Source organism: Methanofollis ethanolicus, assembly GCF_001571385.1.
GTDB classification, from domain to species: Archaea; Halobacteriota; Methanomicrobia; order Methanomicrobiales; family Methanofollaceae; genus Methanofollis; species Methanofollis ethanolicus.
This window is the reverse complement of record NZ_BCNW01000001.1, coordinates 1061526-1079680: the sequence shown is the minus strand read 5'-3', so window position 1 is coordinate 1079680 and position 18155 is coordinate 1061526. Positions and strand designations below refer to the sequence as shown.

10 protein-coding genes and 1 tRNA gene are annotated in these 18155 nt (G+C 59.1%); 10 read left to right on the top strand and 1 reads right to left on the bottom strand.

Annotation, left to right across the window (positions count from 1 at the left end; all coding sequences use genetic code 11):
* The first annotated feature begins 3 nt into the window (after positions 1-3).
* The 6 genes from MEFOE_RS05350 to MEFOE_RS05325 all read left to right on the top strand — a co-directional run bounded on the left by MEFOE_RS05350 (position 4) and on the right by MEFOE_RS05325 (position 15719).
* Positions 4-1938 carry a PINc/VapC family ATPase gene (locus MEFOE_RS05350; RefSeq protein ID WP_067049350.1) on the top strand — a complete coding sequence of 645 codons (1935 nt, stop codon included), beginning with the start codon at positions 4-6 and terminating at the stop codon, positions 1936-1938.
* A 26-nt stretch (positions 1939-1964) separates the two neighbouring features.
* Positions 1965-4757 carry a leucine--tRNA ligase gene (gene leuS / locus MEFOE_RS05345; RefSeq protein ID WP_067049348.1) on the top strand — a complete coding sequence of 931 codons (2793 nt, stop codon included), beginning with the start codon at positions 1965-1967 and terminating at the stop codon, positions 4755-4757.
* A gap of 465 nt (positions 4758-5222) precedes the next feature.
* Entirely contained in the window at positions 5223-9668 is a 4446-nt protein-coding gene (locus tag MEFOE_RS05340; protein ID WP_235809569.1) for a NosD domain-containing protein, read from the top strand.
* Positions 9669-10251: 583 nt separating this feature from the next.
* On the top strand, positions 10252-11436 hold the full coding sequence (locus MEFOE_RS05335) for a hypothetical protein (RefSeq protein WP_067049343.1): 1185 nt from the start codon (positions 10252-10254) through the stop codon (positions 11434-11436).
* 17 nt (positions 11437-11453) lie between these two features.
* Positions 11454-15023, top strand: a complete 3570-nt coding sequence (locus MEFOE_RS05330; protein WP_083523348.1) for a NosD domain-containing protein — start codon at positions 11454-11456, stop codon at positions 15021-15023.
* 18 nt (positions 15024-15041) lie between these two features.
* On the top strand, positions 15042-15719 hold the full coding sequence (locus MEFOE_RS05325; RefSeq protein WP_067049330.1) for a hypothetical protein: 678 nt from the start codon (positions 15042-15044) through the stop codon (positions 15717-15719).
* Between the two features lie 48 nt (positions 15720-15767).
* On the opposite strand, the gene MEFOE_RS05320 is transcribed toward MEFOE_RS05325, so the two are convergent.
* Entirely contained in the window at positions 15768-16079 is a 312-nt protein-coding gene (locus MEFOE_RS05320) for a DUF5611 family protein (protein WP_067049327.1), read from the bottom strand.
* Positions 16080-16111: 32 nt separating this feature from the next.
* On the opposite strand from MEFOE_RS05320, the gene MEFOE_RS05315 reads away from it, so the two are divergent.
* The 4 genes from MEFOE_RS05315 (at position 16112) to MEFOE_RS05300 (ending at position 17860) form a co-directional block, all read left to right on the top strand.
* A complete protein-coding gene (locus MEFOE_RS05315; RefSeq protein WP_394326508.1) occupies positions 16112-16837 on the top strand; it encodes a proteasome assembly chaperone family protein in 726 nt (241 codons plus the stop codon).
* Between the two features lie 6 nt (positions 16838-16843).
* Complete coding sequence (locus MEFOE_RS05310; RefSeq protein ID WP_067049322.1) at positions 16844-17242, top strand: DUF473 domain-containing protein; 399 nt, start codon at positions 16844-16846, stop codon at positions 17240-17242.
* Positions 17243-17294: 52 nt separating this feature from the next.
* A tRNA-Arg gene (locus tag MEFOE_RS05305) sits at positions 17295-17369 on the top strand.
* A 44-nt stretch (positions 17370-17413) separates the two neighbouring features.
* Positions 17414-17860 (top strand): hypothetical protein, encoded by a 447-nt coding sequence (locus MEFOE_RS05300; protein ID WP_067049319.1) that lies wholly within the window; start codon positions 17414-17416, stop codon positions 17858-17860.
* Positions 17861-18155 lie beyond the last annotated feature (295 nt).

Here is an 18155-nt window from a genome sequence, read left to right as displayed (position 1 = left end):
TTTATGAAAATAGTGCCTGATACAAGTGTCGTCATAGACGGACGCATCACCCAGATGATAAAAACCGGTGAATATACAGGGTCGACAATAATCATTCCGGAAGCGGTCGTTGCTGAGCTCGAGGCCCAGGCAAACCAGGGCCGCGAGATCGGTTTCTCCGGTCTGACAGAACTGCAGAACCTCTCCAGAATGGCAGGCGAGGGGACTATAGAACTCCGATATGTGGGGGAACGCCCGAGCCTCAGCCAGGTCAAACTCGCAAGCGGCGGCGAGATCGACGCCCTGATCAGGAACGTCGCCATCGAATATGACGCAAGGTTCGTCACGAGCGATGTCGTCCAGTCAGAGGTGGCGAAGGCGAAAGGGATCGACGTCATGTACCTGAAGCCCCAGGTCGGGGAGTGTACCCCTCTCATGCTCGATCAGTACTTCGACGAGGAGACGATCGCCGTCCATCTTAAGGAGCGCGTCCCGCCGATGGCAAGAAAAGGGACGATGAAGGACCTGCGTCTGGTCCAGCTCCGCGACAGCCCGATGAACGAGTACGAACTCCGCACCATGGCACAGGAGGTGCTGGAACGGGCAAAGCGCGACCCAGACGGTTTCATCGAGATCGAGCGCCGCGGCATCACCGTGGTGCAGATCGGATCGATCAGGATCGCGATCGCCCGGCGGCCCTTCTCCGACGGGATGGAGATTACGGCGGTCAGGCCGATCCGTGACGTGGCACTCGAAAACTACGCGATGGCAGACCAGATCAAGGAGCGGATCACGGGCGTCCGTCAGGGCGTTCTCATTGCCGGGCCGCCGGGTGCCGGGAAGAGCACGCTCGCCCAGAGCGTCGCCACCTTCCTTGCCGATAAAGAGTTTATCGTCAAGACGATGGAGGCCCCGCGCGACCTCCAGGTGCCTGACAACATCACCCAGTACACCGCCCTTGAAGGGAGCATGGAGAACACCGCCGAGGTGCTTCTGCTCGTGCGGCCCGACTACGTGGTCTTCGACGAACTGCGGAAGAACGAGGACTTCCGTGTCTTTGCCGACATGCGCCTTGCCGGCGTCGGCATGGTCGGCGTGATCCATGCGATGGAGGTGAAGGACGCAATCCAGCGTTTCTTCGGCCGGGTCGAGCCGAGCGTCCTGCCCCAGATCATAAACACCATCATCTACGTGGACAACGGCGAGATCACCAGGGTCTACGATGTCAGCTTCTCGATAAAGGTGCCCGAGGGCATGGACCCGGGTCTGCACATCAGGCCGGTGACGACCGTGCGCGACGCGGTGACCGGCAGGATCGCCTTCGAGATCTTCAAGTACGAGGGCGAGACGATCGTGATGCCGACAGGGAACGGCGCCGAAAAGAAGGCACCAGCGAAGAAGGTCGAGGAAAAGGTCGAGGCGAAGGCGGAAGAGAAAGCCCCCGAGCCTGTTGCCGAAGAAAAACCCGAAGCCGAGGAGAAAGAGACCGCCTGGGAGGTCACCGAGCGGGAGGTCCAGCGTGAACTCGGCCGGTTCACCGCCGGGGCTATCGATGTCTTCATGAAGAGCGACACGAAGGCCGTCGCCTATATCGAGGACAAGGACGTCCCTGCAGCCATCGGGAGGGGCGGCAAGAATATCGCCGGGATCGTAAACAAGATCGGCATCGGGATCGATATCAGGCCGCGTTCCGAGCTCCCGCCCCCGGAGGTGAAGGAGACCGCCGAGGAAATACCCGCGAGCGAGGGCCTGTGCCTCCGCGTCGAGAAGAAGCATCTCACCCTGGTCGCCCCCGAATTCAGGGAGGCGATCGTCGATGTTTTTGCCGGGAAAGAGTACCTCTTTACTGCAACAGTAAACGAGAAGGGCGAGATCGACCTGGCAAAGAGCAGCAGCATCGCACAGGAACTGATCCGCAGGTACAACGACCGTGAGGCCATCAGACTGAGACCTGTATAAAAAGAGTATCGTGGGAGTGATATACCGTGGCTGAATGGGATATTCAGAAACTGGAAGAGAAGTACCGGGACACATGGCCGGCGGCATTCGAGGCCAACCCGGACGACAAGGAAAAGTTCTACCTGAACGTCGCCTTCCCGTACCCGAGCGGCGCCATGCACGTGGGGCACGGGCGGACCTATATCGTACCCGACGTGGTCGCCCGTTTCTGGAGGATGCAGGGCAAAAATGTCCTCTTCCCGATGGGTTTCCATGTCACCGGCACGCCGGTGATCGGGATCTCGCGCCGGATCGCGAAGAACGACCCCTCGACGGTGCGGATCTACCGCGACCTGTACCGGGTGCCGCAGGACGTCCTCGACAGGTTCGACGACCCGATGACGATCGTCCGGTACTTTGCCGGGGAATACGAGAGGTTGATGCGCCGGTGCGGCCTGTCCATCGACTGGCGCCGCCGGTTCATCACCGTGGACCCGCAGTATTCGAAGTACATCGAGTGGCAGTACAAGCACCTCCGCGAGGGCGAGCATGTGGTGAAGGGCGTCCACCCGGTGAAGTACTGCCCGTCGTGCGACAACCCTGTGGGCGACCACGACCTCCTCGAAGGCGAAAAGGCGGAGATCATGAAGTTCACCCTTGTCGTCTTCGAGTGGCAGGGTGCAAAGATCCCGTGCGCAACCCTGCGGCCGGAGACGGTCTATGGCGTGACCAACCTCTGGGCAAACCCGGGCGTCACCTATGTGCGGGCGACGGTGGACGGCGAGGCGTGGGTGCTCTCCCGCGAGGCGGCGTACAAACTCGAACTCCAGGACCACACCGTCAAGATCACAGGCTCGGTGAAGGGCACGGAGATCGTCGGGACGACGGCGTCGCACCCGCTCTGCGGGGCGGTGCCCGTGCTGCCCGCTGACTTCGTGGACCCAGACATGGGCTCAGGTCTCGTGATGTCCGTGCCGGCCCACGCACCTTTCGACTATATCGCCCTGCGCGACCTCCAGGAGGAGGGGCGCTTCGCCGAGATCGCGCCGGTCGCGATCATCAAGACCGAGGGATATGGCAAACTCCCGGCAAAGGACGCCATCGAAAAGGCCGGGATCAGGAACCAGCTCGACCCGAGGATGGACGATGTGACCCGCGAGGTGTACGCGGCCGAGGTGCTCCGCGGCACTCTTCTCGCGAACTGCGGCGACCAGGCCGGCAAGCCGGTGAAGCAGGCCCGCGACGACGTGGCCGCGATCATGGTCGAGAACTATGGCTCGAAGGAGATGTTCGACTTCGACACCCGCCAGGTGATCTGCCGGTGCGGCGGCCGGGTGTACGTGAAGATCCTCCATGACCAGTGGTTCCTCCAGTACTCGGACCCGGCCTGGAAGGCGGAGGTGCACGAGCAGCTCGACGAGATGAAGGTCGTGCCCGCGGAGGTCCGCGCCGAGTTCCACCGGACGGTGGACTGGCTGAAGGACTGGGCCTGCACCCGCCGGGTCGGCCTGGGGACGAAGCTCCCCTGGGACCCGGCCTGGATCATCGAGCCTCTCTCAGACTCGACGATCTACATGGCCTTCTACACGATCGCCCACCACGTGAAGAAGATCGAGGCGGAGAAGCTCACGCCCGAGGTCTTCGAGTACGTCGTTTACGGCACGGGCAACCCGACGACGGTGCCGAGGGAGACTCTGGACGCGATCAGGGCCGAGTTCCTGTACTGGTACCCGTACGACTACCGGTTCTCGGCAAAGGACCTCATCTCGAACCACCTCACCTTCCAGCTCTTCCACCACCGCGCGGTGATGCCGGCGGACAAACAGCCGCAGGGAATGGTCATCTTCGGCATGGGCCTGTTGAACGGGGCGAAGATGTCCTCGTCGAAGGGGAACGTCGTCCTGCTGGAGGATGCCCTGAACGAGTTCGGGCCTGACACGGTGCGGATGTTCCTGATCGGTTCGGCCGAGCCGTGGCAGGACTTCGACTGGCGGAACGAACTGGTGATCGGCGCGAAGAAGCAGATCGAGCGGTTCTGGAACACGGTCTCCGAGGGGCTCGCGGTCGAGGAGAATGACGGCCGCGAGATCGACGGCTGGCTCATCTCCAGGCTGCAGCACAGGATCGAGAACGCCACCGCAGCGATGCTGAACTTCCAGACGCGGCAGGCCCTCCAGGAGGCGTTCTTCGGGATCGAGGCCGACCTGAAGTGGTACCGCAGGCGCCTGCCGACGATCGCGCCGGGTTCTGCGGCGGTGCAGGAGCTCTGCTCTGTCTGGGTGCGGTTGCTCGCCCCGATCGTGCCGTACACCTGCGAAGAACTCTGGCACGCGATGGGCAATGACGGCCCCGTGGCCTTCGCCCCCTGGCCTGTGGTCGACACTGCGAAGGTCGACGAGAAGGCTGAACTTGCCGAGGAACTCCTCGCACGGACTGTCGAGGACGTGGAGTCGATCACGAAGTTGATCCAGCTCCAGCCGAAGGCGATCAGGCTCTATGTCGCCCCGACCTGGAAGGAGCAGGTCTTCGCAATGATCGCGGCGGCCGAGGACAGGACCAATGCGGTGAAGCTCGTGATGGCCGACGAGGGCCTGCGGGCCCGCGGCAAGGAGGCGGTGAACACGGCGAAACAGGTGACGAAGTTCATCCACCGCCTGCCGCCAGAACTGGTCAGGAGCATTGCGACGCACGGCGTCGACGAGATGGCGGTCTTTATGTCGGCAAAGGAGTTCCTGGAGAGGGAGTTCGGCGTGCCGGTGCAGGTCCTCAGCGCGGAGGGAAGCGGCGAGGCGAAGGCCGACGCCGCCCTCCCCTTCAAGCCCGCGATCGTGATCGAATAATCTTTTTCCTCTTTTTTGCCCCATCCAGCCCATAAACAGCGAGATACGACCCCATTTTCTCTCTGATCACGGGCGCATCCCGGATCCGCTCCCATATCGGCGGATAGGGCCCCATCCCCCAGAAATGCCCGGACGGAGGGGAGAGGAGCGGGCGAAAAATCCTTTTTCAGGCACTCATCCCGACATCACGCCACTTTCAAGCAACGCACACGTTTTTCACGGTTTTTCAGCCCGCCTTCATGCCCGAGACATTAACAAAGGCAGTTTAACATAATTAACAGAATAATGAAAACCAATTTATAATACCGGCAGAGAGGTGATATCGATATACATATTACCGGATGAGATCGCATGAAAAGTGAAAAAAATAGCAAATCAAGATTATTCAAAGAATCAATATCTGAATCGAGGATAAAAGCAAGCATCACCCCCCTCCTTATCCTTGTTCTCCTGGGCCTCCTCCTGGTGGCGCCGGTCTCGGCGGGAACCCCAACGACAGAGGTGACGGTTTCCAAACTAGCCGTAGACGAGACGTTGATTGCACAGGAAACAGTCGACTATCACTGGATGGAGGAAAATCTCCCGGTACAGGGAGATGGGGTGACGCATTACTATCACCAGGGGCCCGAACTCGGGGAGAAAGACGAGGACCTAAGATGGGACAGAGCAGAGAGTGGAAATATTCCTGAAAAGGACTATCACGCCGTCAAGGGAACCGACGTCAGAGATCTCTGCGAACTGGTCGGCGGTATGAACCCGGGCGACACAGTCACGATCAAGGCCGAAGACGGAATGTACAAAAATTTCGGGTACCGGAACGTCTACGACCCCGATCCCAGGCAGGGGCCGATGGTCATCACTTGGTGGCGGCCCGACCTTGGACATGTCCCAACCTATTTTGAAGGAATGCGCCTGATCTTCTTTGCCGACGACTCCACCAACCCGTGGGGGTGGCATGTCTTCGGCAACTGGGACATGCACGAGTGCATGGACGAGAAATACTGGCACTATTACATCTCCGGCAAGGTTGATGAGTACCCGGCGACCACCGGGCTGTCGGTAAAGTACATCGACCGGGTCATCATCCATTCGCAGGACCCAGCGCCCCTCTTCAGGGTCACCTTCGCCGCGAACCAGACCTCAGGATATGCTCCCCTCACCGTGGCCTTCACGCCCGAGACCTCGGCGACGACACCGACCGGATGGCAGTGGGACTTCGGCGACGACACCGCCGTCTCGCCGGATGAGCGGCCGGTGCACGAGTACAAAAAACCTGGCACATATAATGTCACCCTCACGGTGACGGCCGCGGAGGGTACGGTGTCCTGGACAAAGAAGGGATATATCAGAGTGAGCGAGCGGCCGGTGCTGACCACCATCTCGGTCTATCCTGCGGATGCAACGGCGGTGGTCGGGAAGACGAAGCAGTTTTCGGCCGTGCCCAGGGACCAGAACGGCGGACCGATGGAGGGCGTCGCGGTCTCCTGGTCGTGCGACAACGAGACGGTCGGGACGGTGGACCCGGCCACCGGGCTCTTCACGGCGCTGGCAGAGGGGACGGCGACGGTGACGGCGACGACAGGCGGGGTCTCGGGATCAACGACCGTGACGGTTGCCCTGGCACCTCCTCCGGCGAAAACGATCGTCGTCGATATCGGCGGGAGCGGGGATTACACCACCATTCAGGAAGCGGTGCTCTCTGCCAATCCCGGGGACACCGTCCTTGTCAGGGACGGGACGTACACCGAGAACATCGATGTCGGCAAACGCCTGACCCTCGTCTCAGAGCACGGCACCGCAGCCACGACGGTGAAGGCGGCGAATACCCAGGACGACGTGATCGCCGTGACTGCCGATAACGTCACCATCGAAGGGTTTGCGCTGACCGGGGCGATGAACGAGGGGGCCGGGCTTCTCCTGGACGGGGTGCGGGATTGCCGGGTTGCAGATGTCACTGCTTCGTCCAATTTTCATGGAATTATCTTGAGGGGCACAGAAAACATCACCCTCACCGACTCTTTTGGGGAGAGGAACGCCCAATACGGAATCTACCTCAATGCTTCAAAAGGCAATGTCATTGCAGGATGTACCGGGAGCGAGAACTCGCTTTCTGGAATAGATCTGAATGAAGCGGATGAGAATACAATCCGGAGATGCGTGATGGCTTCCAACGGAGAGTCCGAGATCAAGATCACGAACTCGCATCAGAACATCATCTCCGACAGCAGCGTGAGGGGCGACTCAAAATATGGGCTGTGGTCCATCTCTTCAGATGGCACCATCATAAACAATGTTTCTTTTTCAGAGCATGAGGCCTTCGGGGTATCTCTGAAAAATTCAAATAATACGACATTTGTGAGAAATAGTTTCGGAAACGAAGGACAGCCTAAAAAAGGGTATTGTGATCTCAATTGCAATGGGTGCTGGAATGTCACAATTAGAGAGAACGAATTCTCTAAGAGCAAAAACCCGATGAAGATTTATTTCAGTTATGTCAGAAATGCAACCATCTCAGCGAACAACATCTCCTGTGGGTATAACGGAATATTTATGGAAAAGTCGCATAACTCCCTCATTGCCGACAATCTATTCACACAGAACGGAGGAGATGCAATTTACTTAGCCGAGACATCCGGCGACATCATCACCAACAACACCCTCACAAAGAACGGAGGCGGTCTTAGTACCCTAAAATGTCAGGGTGTGGAAATTATTTATATGAACTCCTTTATTGGAAATACAGTCAATTGGAGGAGTTCTAAATCGGCCACAACAGTCAATGCCTCCCTGCCGATCGAATATCTTTACAATAGCACGCCGTACACCGGACACCTGGGTAACTACTGGGATGACTACAACGGCACCGATGCCAACGGCGACGGTATCGGCGACATCCCCTACATCGTCTCGGAGACGGATCGTGATAATTATCCCCTGACGGAGCCAGTCGACCAGTACGAGGTCCTCCCGCCGGTGCCGGAGGTACAGTGGGGGCCGTACCTGACCGGGACGACGACGAACGGGACGACGATCAACTGGAAGACTGAGATCCCGGCGGCCGGGATGGTGGAGTACGCCGCTGAAGCGTACTTCACCGAGCACGGGAAGTACGACCGCAATGTCTCCGCCGCCGGCGAGGAGGTGCTCAGGCACGTGAGTCTCACCGACCTTGCGCCCGATACGCGCTATCATTACCGCGTCCACGCGGGCAGGAACGTCTCCGCGGACTTGACCTTCAGAACCTTCCCGGAGAGCGGGCCGTGCACCTTCATCGTCTACGGCGATACGCAGGAGCAGATATCCGACTTCACGCAGCTGGAGCGGCACAAACTCGTCGCGGACCGGATCGCCGCGGAGGAGCAGGACGCCGCCTTCGTGGTCCATGTCGGCGACACTGTCGGCGACCCGGACAACCTTGAAGAGTGGGACCGGTTCTTCGCATCCGGGCGGGCGCTGTATGCGAACACGACGCTGTACCCGACACGCGGGAACCACGACTACCTGGACGATGCAGAGGGTTACATGGCGGCATTCGGCGCTCCCTCGTGGTATTCCTTCGACTGCGGCGACGTGCATGTCGCCATGCTCGACTCCAACGACGATGTGGGGCCGAGGATGAACGAAGAGACGGCATGGCTGGCATCGGACCTCGCGGAGAGCACCGCGTCCTGGACGTTCGTCGCCTTCCACCACCCGCCGTACAGTTCGGGAACCAGTCATCCGGGCGGATGGAAGAACTTCCGTACTCTGTGGGGGCCGACATTCGAGGCGAACGATGTCGATGTCGTCTTCAACGGGCATGTCCATTCATACCAGCGGTACCTGGTGAACGGCACGCAGTACGTCGTCGCGGCGACCGGCGGAGGCCCGCTGTACACCCTCACCGAGGAGAAAGAGATCGGGTACCAGAACAGCCTGGAGTTTACGCTGGGCTATACGCGGGTGACGGTGGACCCGGCGAACGAAACGGCGACGATGGAGTTCGTACCGGTGGCAGACGTCTCCGAGGACAACAAGGAAGTCCTCGGCATCCGCCCGCCCGGCGAGGTCTTCGACCGGGTGGTGATCGACCGGAGCGGAGAGCCCGACATCCTCGTCACCGGGATCGAGGTGCCTGATCTCGATCCGGGCGTCAATGCGACGGTCACGGCACGGGTCGAGAACAGCGGAGGAAAGGACGCCGACGCATTTGTCGTCGCGTTTGCACTGGACGGCGCGAAGGCCGCGACCGAAACGGTGGCCGGGCTTGCGGCCGGGGACCATGCGGATGTCTCCTTCGTCTGGAAACCGGCGGCCGAAGGGGTCTACGAACTCTCCGTCATCGCCGACCCCGACGGCGCCGTTGAGGAAGCAGATGAGGAGAACAACATCTTCACGCGCGTCGTCGTCGTGGGTGCGGGCGGCGACGATTACGATACTCTCACCCTGCTCGCCGGCTGGAACTTCGTCTCGGTGCCGAAACGGCTGGCGCCCGGCGCAGATACGGTGGCGGTCTTCGAGGCGGTGGACTGTGCGGGTCACTCGATCTTCGGGTACGCCCAGCCTGACGGCTGGCGGGTGCTCAAGTCGGATGACCGGCTCGAGGTGCTGGACGGGATCTGGATCTATGCAAATGAGAGCACCGCCGTCGGGTTGACGTACAACCCCGACCTGCGACAGGTGCCGCCGATGAAGCACCTCACACCGGGATGGAACGCGATCGGGTTCTCGGACACCGTCCCCGTACCGGTGGAGGAGACGTTGCAGTCGGTGGACGGGGCATGGTCCTCTCTTGTCGGGTTCGACAGGATCAGACAGGAGTACAGGCCGGCCGTGACCGCCGGGAGCAACCTGGTGTCTTACATGGGGCCGAAGGAGGGCTACTGGATCTTCATGAACGAGAAGGGGAATTTTGCGGCGATAGGGGTATGAACAGGTCTGGCGGGGATTTTTTAATCCCCAAAACATTTCGCGTATCTTATCACAAAATATTTTGAGCACGAAATATGCAGGGCTCGATCGGTTTCTCCAATATTTCGAAAAATATACTCCTCTCTTCCGCCGGAGAAGACCTGAAAAGCGGCCGGGTTCACGGACACCGGGCACTACTTTCCCCGGCCGGGGCTACTGGCCCCATATGAAGGGCAACAGCACCTTCGCGGGGACCTCGGCACAGGATAGTGTGCGCAGAATACAGATTCGATTATATTCTCATTTTTTCCTATAATAGGAGCCAAAACGTGGAAATGGACCACTTTGATCCCACAAATAGAGAAATTTAAACCCAATGTAGAGATAACAGAGAGATATCGCGTATATATACGATATTTTCCGGGATTTCCCCAGCAAAAATCGTGCATATCTGTCAATGACATCAACATAGTTTGCTTAATATTTTTTACATTTTCATCAAAAGAGACTTATAGTGGTCTTGATCGAGTATTCATTGTCGTTAAAACGACAGGAAAGGAAAAAAATGACCCTTAGAAGTATGATTACACGAATAAAAGTGCCAATGGCAGTTCTCTGCCTGTGCATCGCCCTCGCGGTGCTGGTCATGCCGGCAGCGGCAGCAGGAACGACAAACGTCATCGTGGCCAAGTACTGCGACAACAACTACTCCGCGATCGACCAGTCGGAGAACCTTACCTATACGTATCTTAGGAGCCAGTACGACGATGTCGTAAGCAACGGCGACATCTACATGCAGGGCCCGGTGTTTCTGGACGAGTGGATCGCCGCAGGTTTTAACGAGAGCGACTACAACATCTGGGACGAGGACGAGGTGGGAGTCAACCTCGTCAGTTACGGCGGCCACAACGGCACCTTGATCCGCGACATTGTCAGCGAGGTTGGCAGCATGAGCGCCGGCGACGAGATCGCGATCACGAGCGTTGGCACCAAGACCTACACCACGTGGTTCAACGCCACCCACGTCAACAACCCGCCCTCAGAACTCGGCGAACTGGTGCTGACCTGGTGGGACTCCGTCTATGGCGATGTTCCGACCTGGAGCGACGGCATGCGTCTCTACTTCTACGATGCGACCGACAACAATTTCACCAACTGGGACATGCACGAGTCTCTGCCGTCCTGGTACTGGAAGTACTGGTACGACAAGAATGACAACTACAAAGCGTACCCCTCTGCAAAGGGCCTCTCGGTGAAGCAGGTCACCAACATCGACATCTACCCCCCGCACCGCTATGACTTCGCCACCGGCGGCGACACCGTCGAGTATGCGTACAAGGGCGGCGTCGGCGCCTCCCCGGGCCTGAACGACCCGAGCGGCACCACCGTCGATACCTCGAAGATCGCCGTTGACGATGGCACCTCCGAGTATACCCTCAGTGTGGACGATGGCGAGTACGCCGCCCAGCGCTTCGTCTTCAACGTCACCGAGGACGCTGCCAACATCGAGAAACTCGCCGTCACGTGGAACGGTACCGGCACACACCCTGGTGGGACGAACGGTGCTGAACTCTATATCTGGGACGGCAGCACCTACGAACTCCTGCAAGAGAGCACCAGCGGCACCGAAATCTCGCTCACGGGCGACATCACCTCAAGCATCAGCGACTACATCATTAACGGTGACGTCACCGTGCTCGTGAAGCAGAAGGGTATTGTCGACAGAGACGTATCAATTCTTGCGACCGACTACGTAAAGCTCGTGGTGACCCATCACCACACCAACTAACCCTTTTTTTCTTTTCTATGGTGATTATTATGAAAAAATCGATTGGAATTTTCTACCTTATTCTGCTTGCTCTCCTCATAACACCGACAGCGGCGACGACATGGTACCTCCATAGCGGCGACGACATTAATGATTACACAAGTATTACTGGGGCCGTAGATACTCAGCCAGGAGACACGATCTTCCTTTACAACGGCACCTACTCAGAATTTCAAGTACAGAAACCTCACCTATCTATCATTGGCGAGGGCGCCGATCTGGTGACTGTCGACTGCAGAGGGAGTGAATTGATTGGTTTTGGACTCGGGCATTCCTCAGCAGACGCAACCGGAACGCGGATTGAGGGCGTATTGGTGACCAACAGTACATCTGGGATTTTTATTGATTATAATATTGGACCCTGTTCCGACTCGGTAATTACACATTGTGTCTTTGATGGACTTACAGCCCCTAGCGGAATCAATATTGGTGCTAATAACACCATATTCTCGCACAACGTCGTCAAAAATACCACAGGTAAATATTCTGCAATGACCATTAATTATGCAAATAGTTGTACAATCTCAGATAATCTATTCATAAAGAATAAAGGAGTCGGATTATCCATCTCACGTCCAACTTCTTCAAACAACACCATCGTCAATAATACATTCAGCTCCTCTTCCACAGCAGGGCTTGAATTTTACAAGTCCGGCGGCGACAACAGAGTCTATCTCAATGACTTCATCGACAAAGCCGCAGATGTGATTTCAACCACATCACCAGCCCAGATCTGGAACTCCACCCCCATCACCTACACCTACAACAGCGCCACTCACACCGGCTACCTCGGCAACTTCTGGTCCGACTACACCGGCGACGACACCAACAACGACGGCGTCATCGACACCCCGTACGCCCTCCCCAACGGCCTGGGCACCGATTATGCACCGTTAATGTCGGCGCATGACGCCTACGCACCGCCGCCCGAACCGCAGACGCGGTACGTCGACGACGACGGCGGCGAAGGCATCTACACCAGCATCTCTGATGCAGTCGCAGCCTCGAATGGTGGCGACACTATCGTCGTCAGAGACGGCGCCTACACCGAGAACGTGCTGGTGAACAAACATCTCGTCATCAGCACTGAAAACGGCGCCGGCGCCGTGACCGTCACGGCCGCGACCTCCGACAAACCGGTTTTCGACGTCGACGCCGACGGCGTGACCATTGAAGGCTTCTCCGTCCGCGGCCCGACCGACGAGCACGTCGCAGGCATTGAGATCGTCGGCTTCGACAACTGCATCGTCAGGAAGAACGACTGCGCCGGTTGCTACAACGGCATCCACCTCGGCGGCGACGCCACCGGCAACACCGTCGAAGAGAACTCCTGCCACGAGAACACCAAGCGCGGCCTCAGCCTCAGGGACACCGTCTCCGGCAACCTCGTCTTCAACAACACCTGCGAGAAAAACATCGATAAAGAGATCTGCATCAAAGACACACCGAAAGACAACATCGTCTGGGCCAACGCCTTCCTCGGTCCTGTTGAGATCCTGACCGGCAACACCTACCACTCCCCCGAAGAGGTGACCTACACCTACCGCGGCGGCGAGTACACGGGCTACGTCGGGAACCACTACAGCGGGTACACCGGCATCGACGCCGACAAAAACGGCATCGGCGACACACCGATGTCCTTTGGCGCCTACAAGGACGATTACCCGATGATGGGCGAGTGGAAGGACGGCGAGATCACAGGACCTGCACCCACCACCGTCACCGTCACCCCGGCCGACATCGAACTTGAAGAGAAAGAGATCTTCCAGTTCTCGGCCGCAGGGTATGACGACACCGGCGAGGCGATCGAAGACCTCGTCTTCACCTGGACGAGCAGCAACACCACCGTCGGAAGCGTGAACGCCACCGGATACTTCAAGGCCCTCGCCGGCGGCACCACGATCCTCACCGCAGAGAGCGAGGGGGTGCAGGGCACCGCGAGCGTCACCGTCCTCGCCCTCGCCGATCTTCCGAAGATCAGGATCGTCAAGTATGCAGAAGATGGGAGGACCATCGCCGATGAAACCACCGTCACCGTGCGGTGGATGAAGAAGAACCTCCCTGTCTACGGCGGAGAGAACGGCACCGAACTCCACTTCCAGGGCCCGGTCTTCAGTGACGCGTGGAACGAGACCCACCCGGGCAAACCCTACGACTTCTGGGATGCCGAAGAGACAGTCAACGCCAACCCGGGCAAGATCAACGAAGTCGTGAAAGGCACCTCCGTGCGCGACCTCTGCAGCCTCGTCGGCGGTGCGGAAGAAGGCAACGAGATCACGTTCACCGCCACAGACGGATACACCGGAGCCCTCCCGTACTCTTCAGTCTACACTCCTGCGACCAGGCAGGGGGAGGCCATCCTCGCCTGGTGGACCGACTATCAGGGTGAAGTCCCGGCATACCGCGAAGGCCCCCGTCTCTTCTTCATGGCCCCGGACGGGATCTTCGGCAACTGGGACATGCACGAGTGCCTCCCGGCACGCTACTGGCACTACTACGAGAAGAAACCCTCAGTGGCCGGGATCTCAGTTGCAAAGGTCGACACTATCGAGATCCTGCCTGCACCCAGAGAGGACTGGACTCTCACCCTCAATGGTGCTATCGCTGAAGAGATGAGCCGGACCTACTACGAGCACGGCGTCGAGTGCAGCGGCGGCATCCACCGGGCCGAGTGGACCGACGGCGGGAAGACCTGGTCGGGCATGCCCCTCTGGCTCCTCTGCGGCTGGGTCGACGACTGCCAGTCGCACGGGGCCGGGGCATACCGCGACGACCTCGCCGACGCCGGCTATACCATCGTCCTCATCGACTACGGCCCAGACGGCATCGCAGGCACAGCCGACGACAGAAACGTCGAGCTCCAGAGTGCCGACGTGAAGCGCAACAACGGCTACATCCTCGCCAACGAGATTGGCGGCCGACCACTCGAAGAAGGGGACTGGCCTCTCAAACTCGTCGGGCCTTCTGTCCCCGCCGAGAAGCAGCTCGGCAGCATCGACGCGATCAGGCTCACCGGACTCCCGGGAAGCGATGAGGGCATGGCCCTCACCCTCCACAAGGGCTGGAACTTCGTCTCCACCCCGAGGACCCTCGCGCCCGGCAACGACACCGTCACCGTCTTCAGCGGCGTCGACTGTGCCGGTCACTCGATCTTCGGCTATGACGGTACGAACGGCTGGGAAGCCCTCAAGACCAGCACGCAGATCAGACCTCTCGATGGTATCTGGATCTACTCTAACAGCACTGCAACCGTCGTGCTCACTTTCGACTCCCTCAAACCCGTAACCGCCCCGACAAAGAACCTCGTACCGGGATGGAACGCCATCGGCTTCTCTGACATCAGCCCGGCACCCGCAAAGGACGCACTCGTATCGGTGAAAGAGGCATGGGCAATCCTCATCGGCCTTGATGCCAGGGACCAGGCCTACGAATCCTCGATCATCAACGGTGGCAGCGGAGCGCACACAGACGAGAGAGATCTCAACCCCGGAGAGGGATACTGGCTCTTCATGCGGACCGGCGGCACTCTGGCCGCCATCAGCATCTAAAATTTTTGAGGGAATATGATGAAAGGCAGAACAGCAATCACCGTGCTCATCCTCGCGATGGCAGCCCTGATCGGCACCGTCGTAGCAGCCAACGAAACACCGGTCGTCCCTCAGGAGTTCAGCGGGACGTTAACCATCAACGGAAACCCGGCACCTGTAGGAACAGTGATCGAAGCATTTATCGACGGTACATCGTACGGCAAACTCACTACGGACAGGACAGGGGTTTATGGTGGAGTTGAAATAGACGACGACCGCCTTGTCGTCAAGGGCGGAGGGGATGCGATCGGCAAGACCATCACCTTCACCGTGAACGGGAATAAAGCTGCAAAAACCGCAGTCTTCAGATCCGGCGAACTCGGAAACATTGACCTGAGCGTACAGGCAGGCGGCGGCACCACGCCGGGCGGCCCCGGCGGCAGTCCGGGTGGCGGCGGCGCAGGCGGTGCTCCCTCCTCCCCGCAGGTCGCCATCACCACGGCACCGGCCCTCGAGGCCGCCGCCACCACGGCGACCCTGCCCCCGGCCCCTGCCGCCACCGCGGGAGTTCAGACCCCCGGACCCCTCGGCACCGCCGGACCGGTCGTTGAATCACCCGGCGACCTGAACACGATCATCTGGACGGCGGCGGCGCTATCGCTCGTCGTCATTGCATGTATCACCGGATTTTACATCGGGAGAAACCGGAAGGAGTGATCAATCACTCCCCATTTTGCATGAAGCCGGCGGAAAAAAGTATTCTGTTCAATCAGCCTTCTGCATCTTCTTCGCCCTTTCTTTCGAGGTGTACCCGGTCACCACATCGAGGTACTTCCTGAACCGGCGGTTCGTATCCAGGATCGTCTCGTCGTCCGCGGCAAGGTCTGACTCCGTGTCCACAAGGACCGTGCTCCCCTTCGGGCCGAGGGAGACGGCGAGCATCTTCAGGGCGCCGTACGAGATGGTGTACGTGCCTGCCGTCTCCGAAGGCTCCACGCCGAAGCACTCCGAGAGGGAGGCGACCATCCGCTCGCCAAGCCCGTCCTTAAACCCCCGCTTAATCGGATATTCCTGCATAGTACTTTATGTAGTCGACTGTGTATCTTAAGATGATGTCGGCCGAACCGGAGATAAAAATCACTTCAAAGCCCCTGAGCGGCGAAAATCCTCTGGTCCTCATGGGCTTTCCGGGCAGTGGACTCGTCGGGAGCATTGCCCTGCAATATCTCGTGGAGCAGATGGAGTTCGAGCAGATCGGGAACATCACGAGCAAATATTTCCCGCCTGTCGCCATGATGGCCAAGGGCGTCATCAATGTCCCGGTCAGGATCTACGAGAAGGCGGAGACGGCGGCCATCGTCGCCGACATCCCGATCCACCCGATGATCTGCTATGAAGTCGCAAACGGGATCATCGAATGGCTCGCCGGGTACCCGGTCAGGGAGGTGATCACCATCGCGGGCATCGTCACCAACGAACCGGAGAAGAGGGTCTTCGGCGTCGCCACCCGGGAAGAGATGCTTGAGAGGATCAGGGACGAGACTGTCATCCTCCCGATGGGGAGCATCTCCGGGATCGCGGGGAGCATCCTCACCGAGTGCAAGATCAGGAATCTCCCTGGCTACGGGTTCCTCGGCGAGACGGTGAACACCCCCGACCCCCGCTCGGCGGCGGCGACGCTGAAGGTGCTCAACACCCTGTACGGGCTGGACGTCGATATCGAACCTCTCCTCGAACAGGCGGCCGAGATCGAGGCGACGATGCACAAACTCGCCGAAGAGGTCCAGAGCACCGAAACGCCCCAGAAAAAAGAGAACCTTCCGATGTACGGGTGATGCACGATGAAAATGACTGCATTGACAGGGATAGCGGGTGGGGTCATATCCGAACTCAAACAGGGAAAACCACGGACCATCGAGCTGCAGAGCACGAACAATGTCGTTTCCGTCGCAGCGCTCGAACCGGGTCCCGACACCCACCTCTTTCTCACGAGCGTCGACCTTGAAGATCTCTCGGCCGGGGATGTCGGGATCATCGTCAGGGTGCTCTCGGTAAACATCAACATGAAGCGGGTGATCGACTATATCCACCCGGTCTACTACGAGGAGCGCGAGCGCCTCTCCGCCCGGGTGCAGGTCAGTTACTGCGGCAACTCCATGGCGAAGTCGGTGGAGATCGGTTCCATCTGCCACCCGGTCGTGGTGGAGGCGGTAAAGGCGGCGCATTACCACGCCATCTGATCCCTCCTTCATAACTTTCTTAACTCCAGAGAGCAAACTCTAGTGGTCACAGGGGCCTGTGGCTTAGCCAGGACATAGCGCCGGGCTTCTAACCCGGATGCCGGGGGTTCGAATCCCTCCAGGCCCGCTCATTTCTACAAAACATATATTCCCGGAGCGTGAAGCATCTGTGTGACATTCACGCGGCCAATCGCCCTTCTTCTGGTCTTTGTTACAGCCGTCGTTCTCGTCGCATACCCCCTGATCGTAACGGCCCCCTCCCATGACCCGCATATCCCACGGGCTGAAACAGTCTGCGCGGGGAACGGGACAGTGATCGTGATCGAGGGGATCTGCGCCGTGGATGTCACTCTCACCGACCCCGAGGGCGTCGGCCACACGGTCGGCAGAGGCGTCCTCCGGCCCACCGCGGGCGGCCGGAACACCACCTGGTACCTCTTCAGGTACGGCACAGGCCGCGCCGACACCCCGGAATACTGGATCACCAATGAACCGGGGATGGTCTTCTCCGGCGACTACCTCGACACCGTCGAACCCTTCCCCTCCGCGGGCATCTGGGAGGTCGGGATCAACGACGGGGCCGGCACGGTCAGGGTAAGGGTGCGGGTCGAGGAATGAAGGGAGGAAGGGCTCTGTAGAAACCCTCATGGGAAAGTACTTCCTGAAGCGATAGGGAGAAAAATTCTATTCAGATGTGCTTGGTCCGGGGGGCTGCCGCCCCCCGATCCCCCTGCCACTGGGATAGGGGGTGGAGGGCAGTCCCCTTTTCAAAATGCACGTTTGCCCCTTTGAGGTCCAATCCTGAGCGGGGGTCCGGGGGCAAAAGTCCCCCGGCTAGATCGTGGGGAAGGCAGTGGATCTGTATACCTCTTCATAGGATCGGGGTTACATCGGCCGAAGTATGAGGGTTTCT

Bases quoted from the DNA above. Each gene is read 5' to 3' on its own strand.
- MEFOE_RS05350 (WP_067049350.1), top strand. From the start codon at position 4: ATGAAAATAGTGCCTGATACAAGTGTCGTCATAGACGGACGCATCACC.
- MEFOE_RS05335 (WP_067049343.1), top strand. From the start codon at position 10,252: ATGGCAGTTCTCTGCCTGTGCATCGCCCTCGCGGTGCTGGTCATGCCG.
- MEFOE_RS05330 (WP_083523348.1), top strand. From the start codon at position 11,454: ATGGTGATTATTATGAAAAAATCGATTGGAATTTTCTACCTTATTCTG.
- MEFOE_RS05325 (WP_067049330.1), top strand. From the start codon at position 15,042: ATGAAAGGCAGAACAGCAATCACCGTGCTCATCCTCGCGATGGCAGCC.
- MEFOE_RS05320 (WP_067049327.1), bottom strand. From the start codon at position 16,079: ATGCAGGAATATCCGATTAAGCGGGGGTTTAAGGACGGGCTTGGCGAG.
- MEFOE_RS05315 (WP_394326508.1), top strand. From the start codon at position 16,112: ATGATGTCGGCCGAACCGGAGATAAAAATCACTTCAAAGCCCCTGAGC.
- MEFOE_RS05310 (WP_067049322.1), top strand. From the start codon at position 16,844: ATGAAAATGACTGCATTGACAGGGATAGCGGGTGGGGTCATATCCGAA.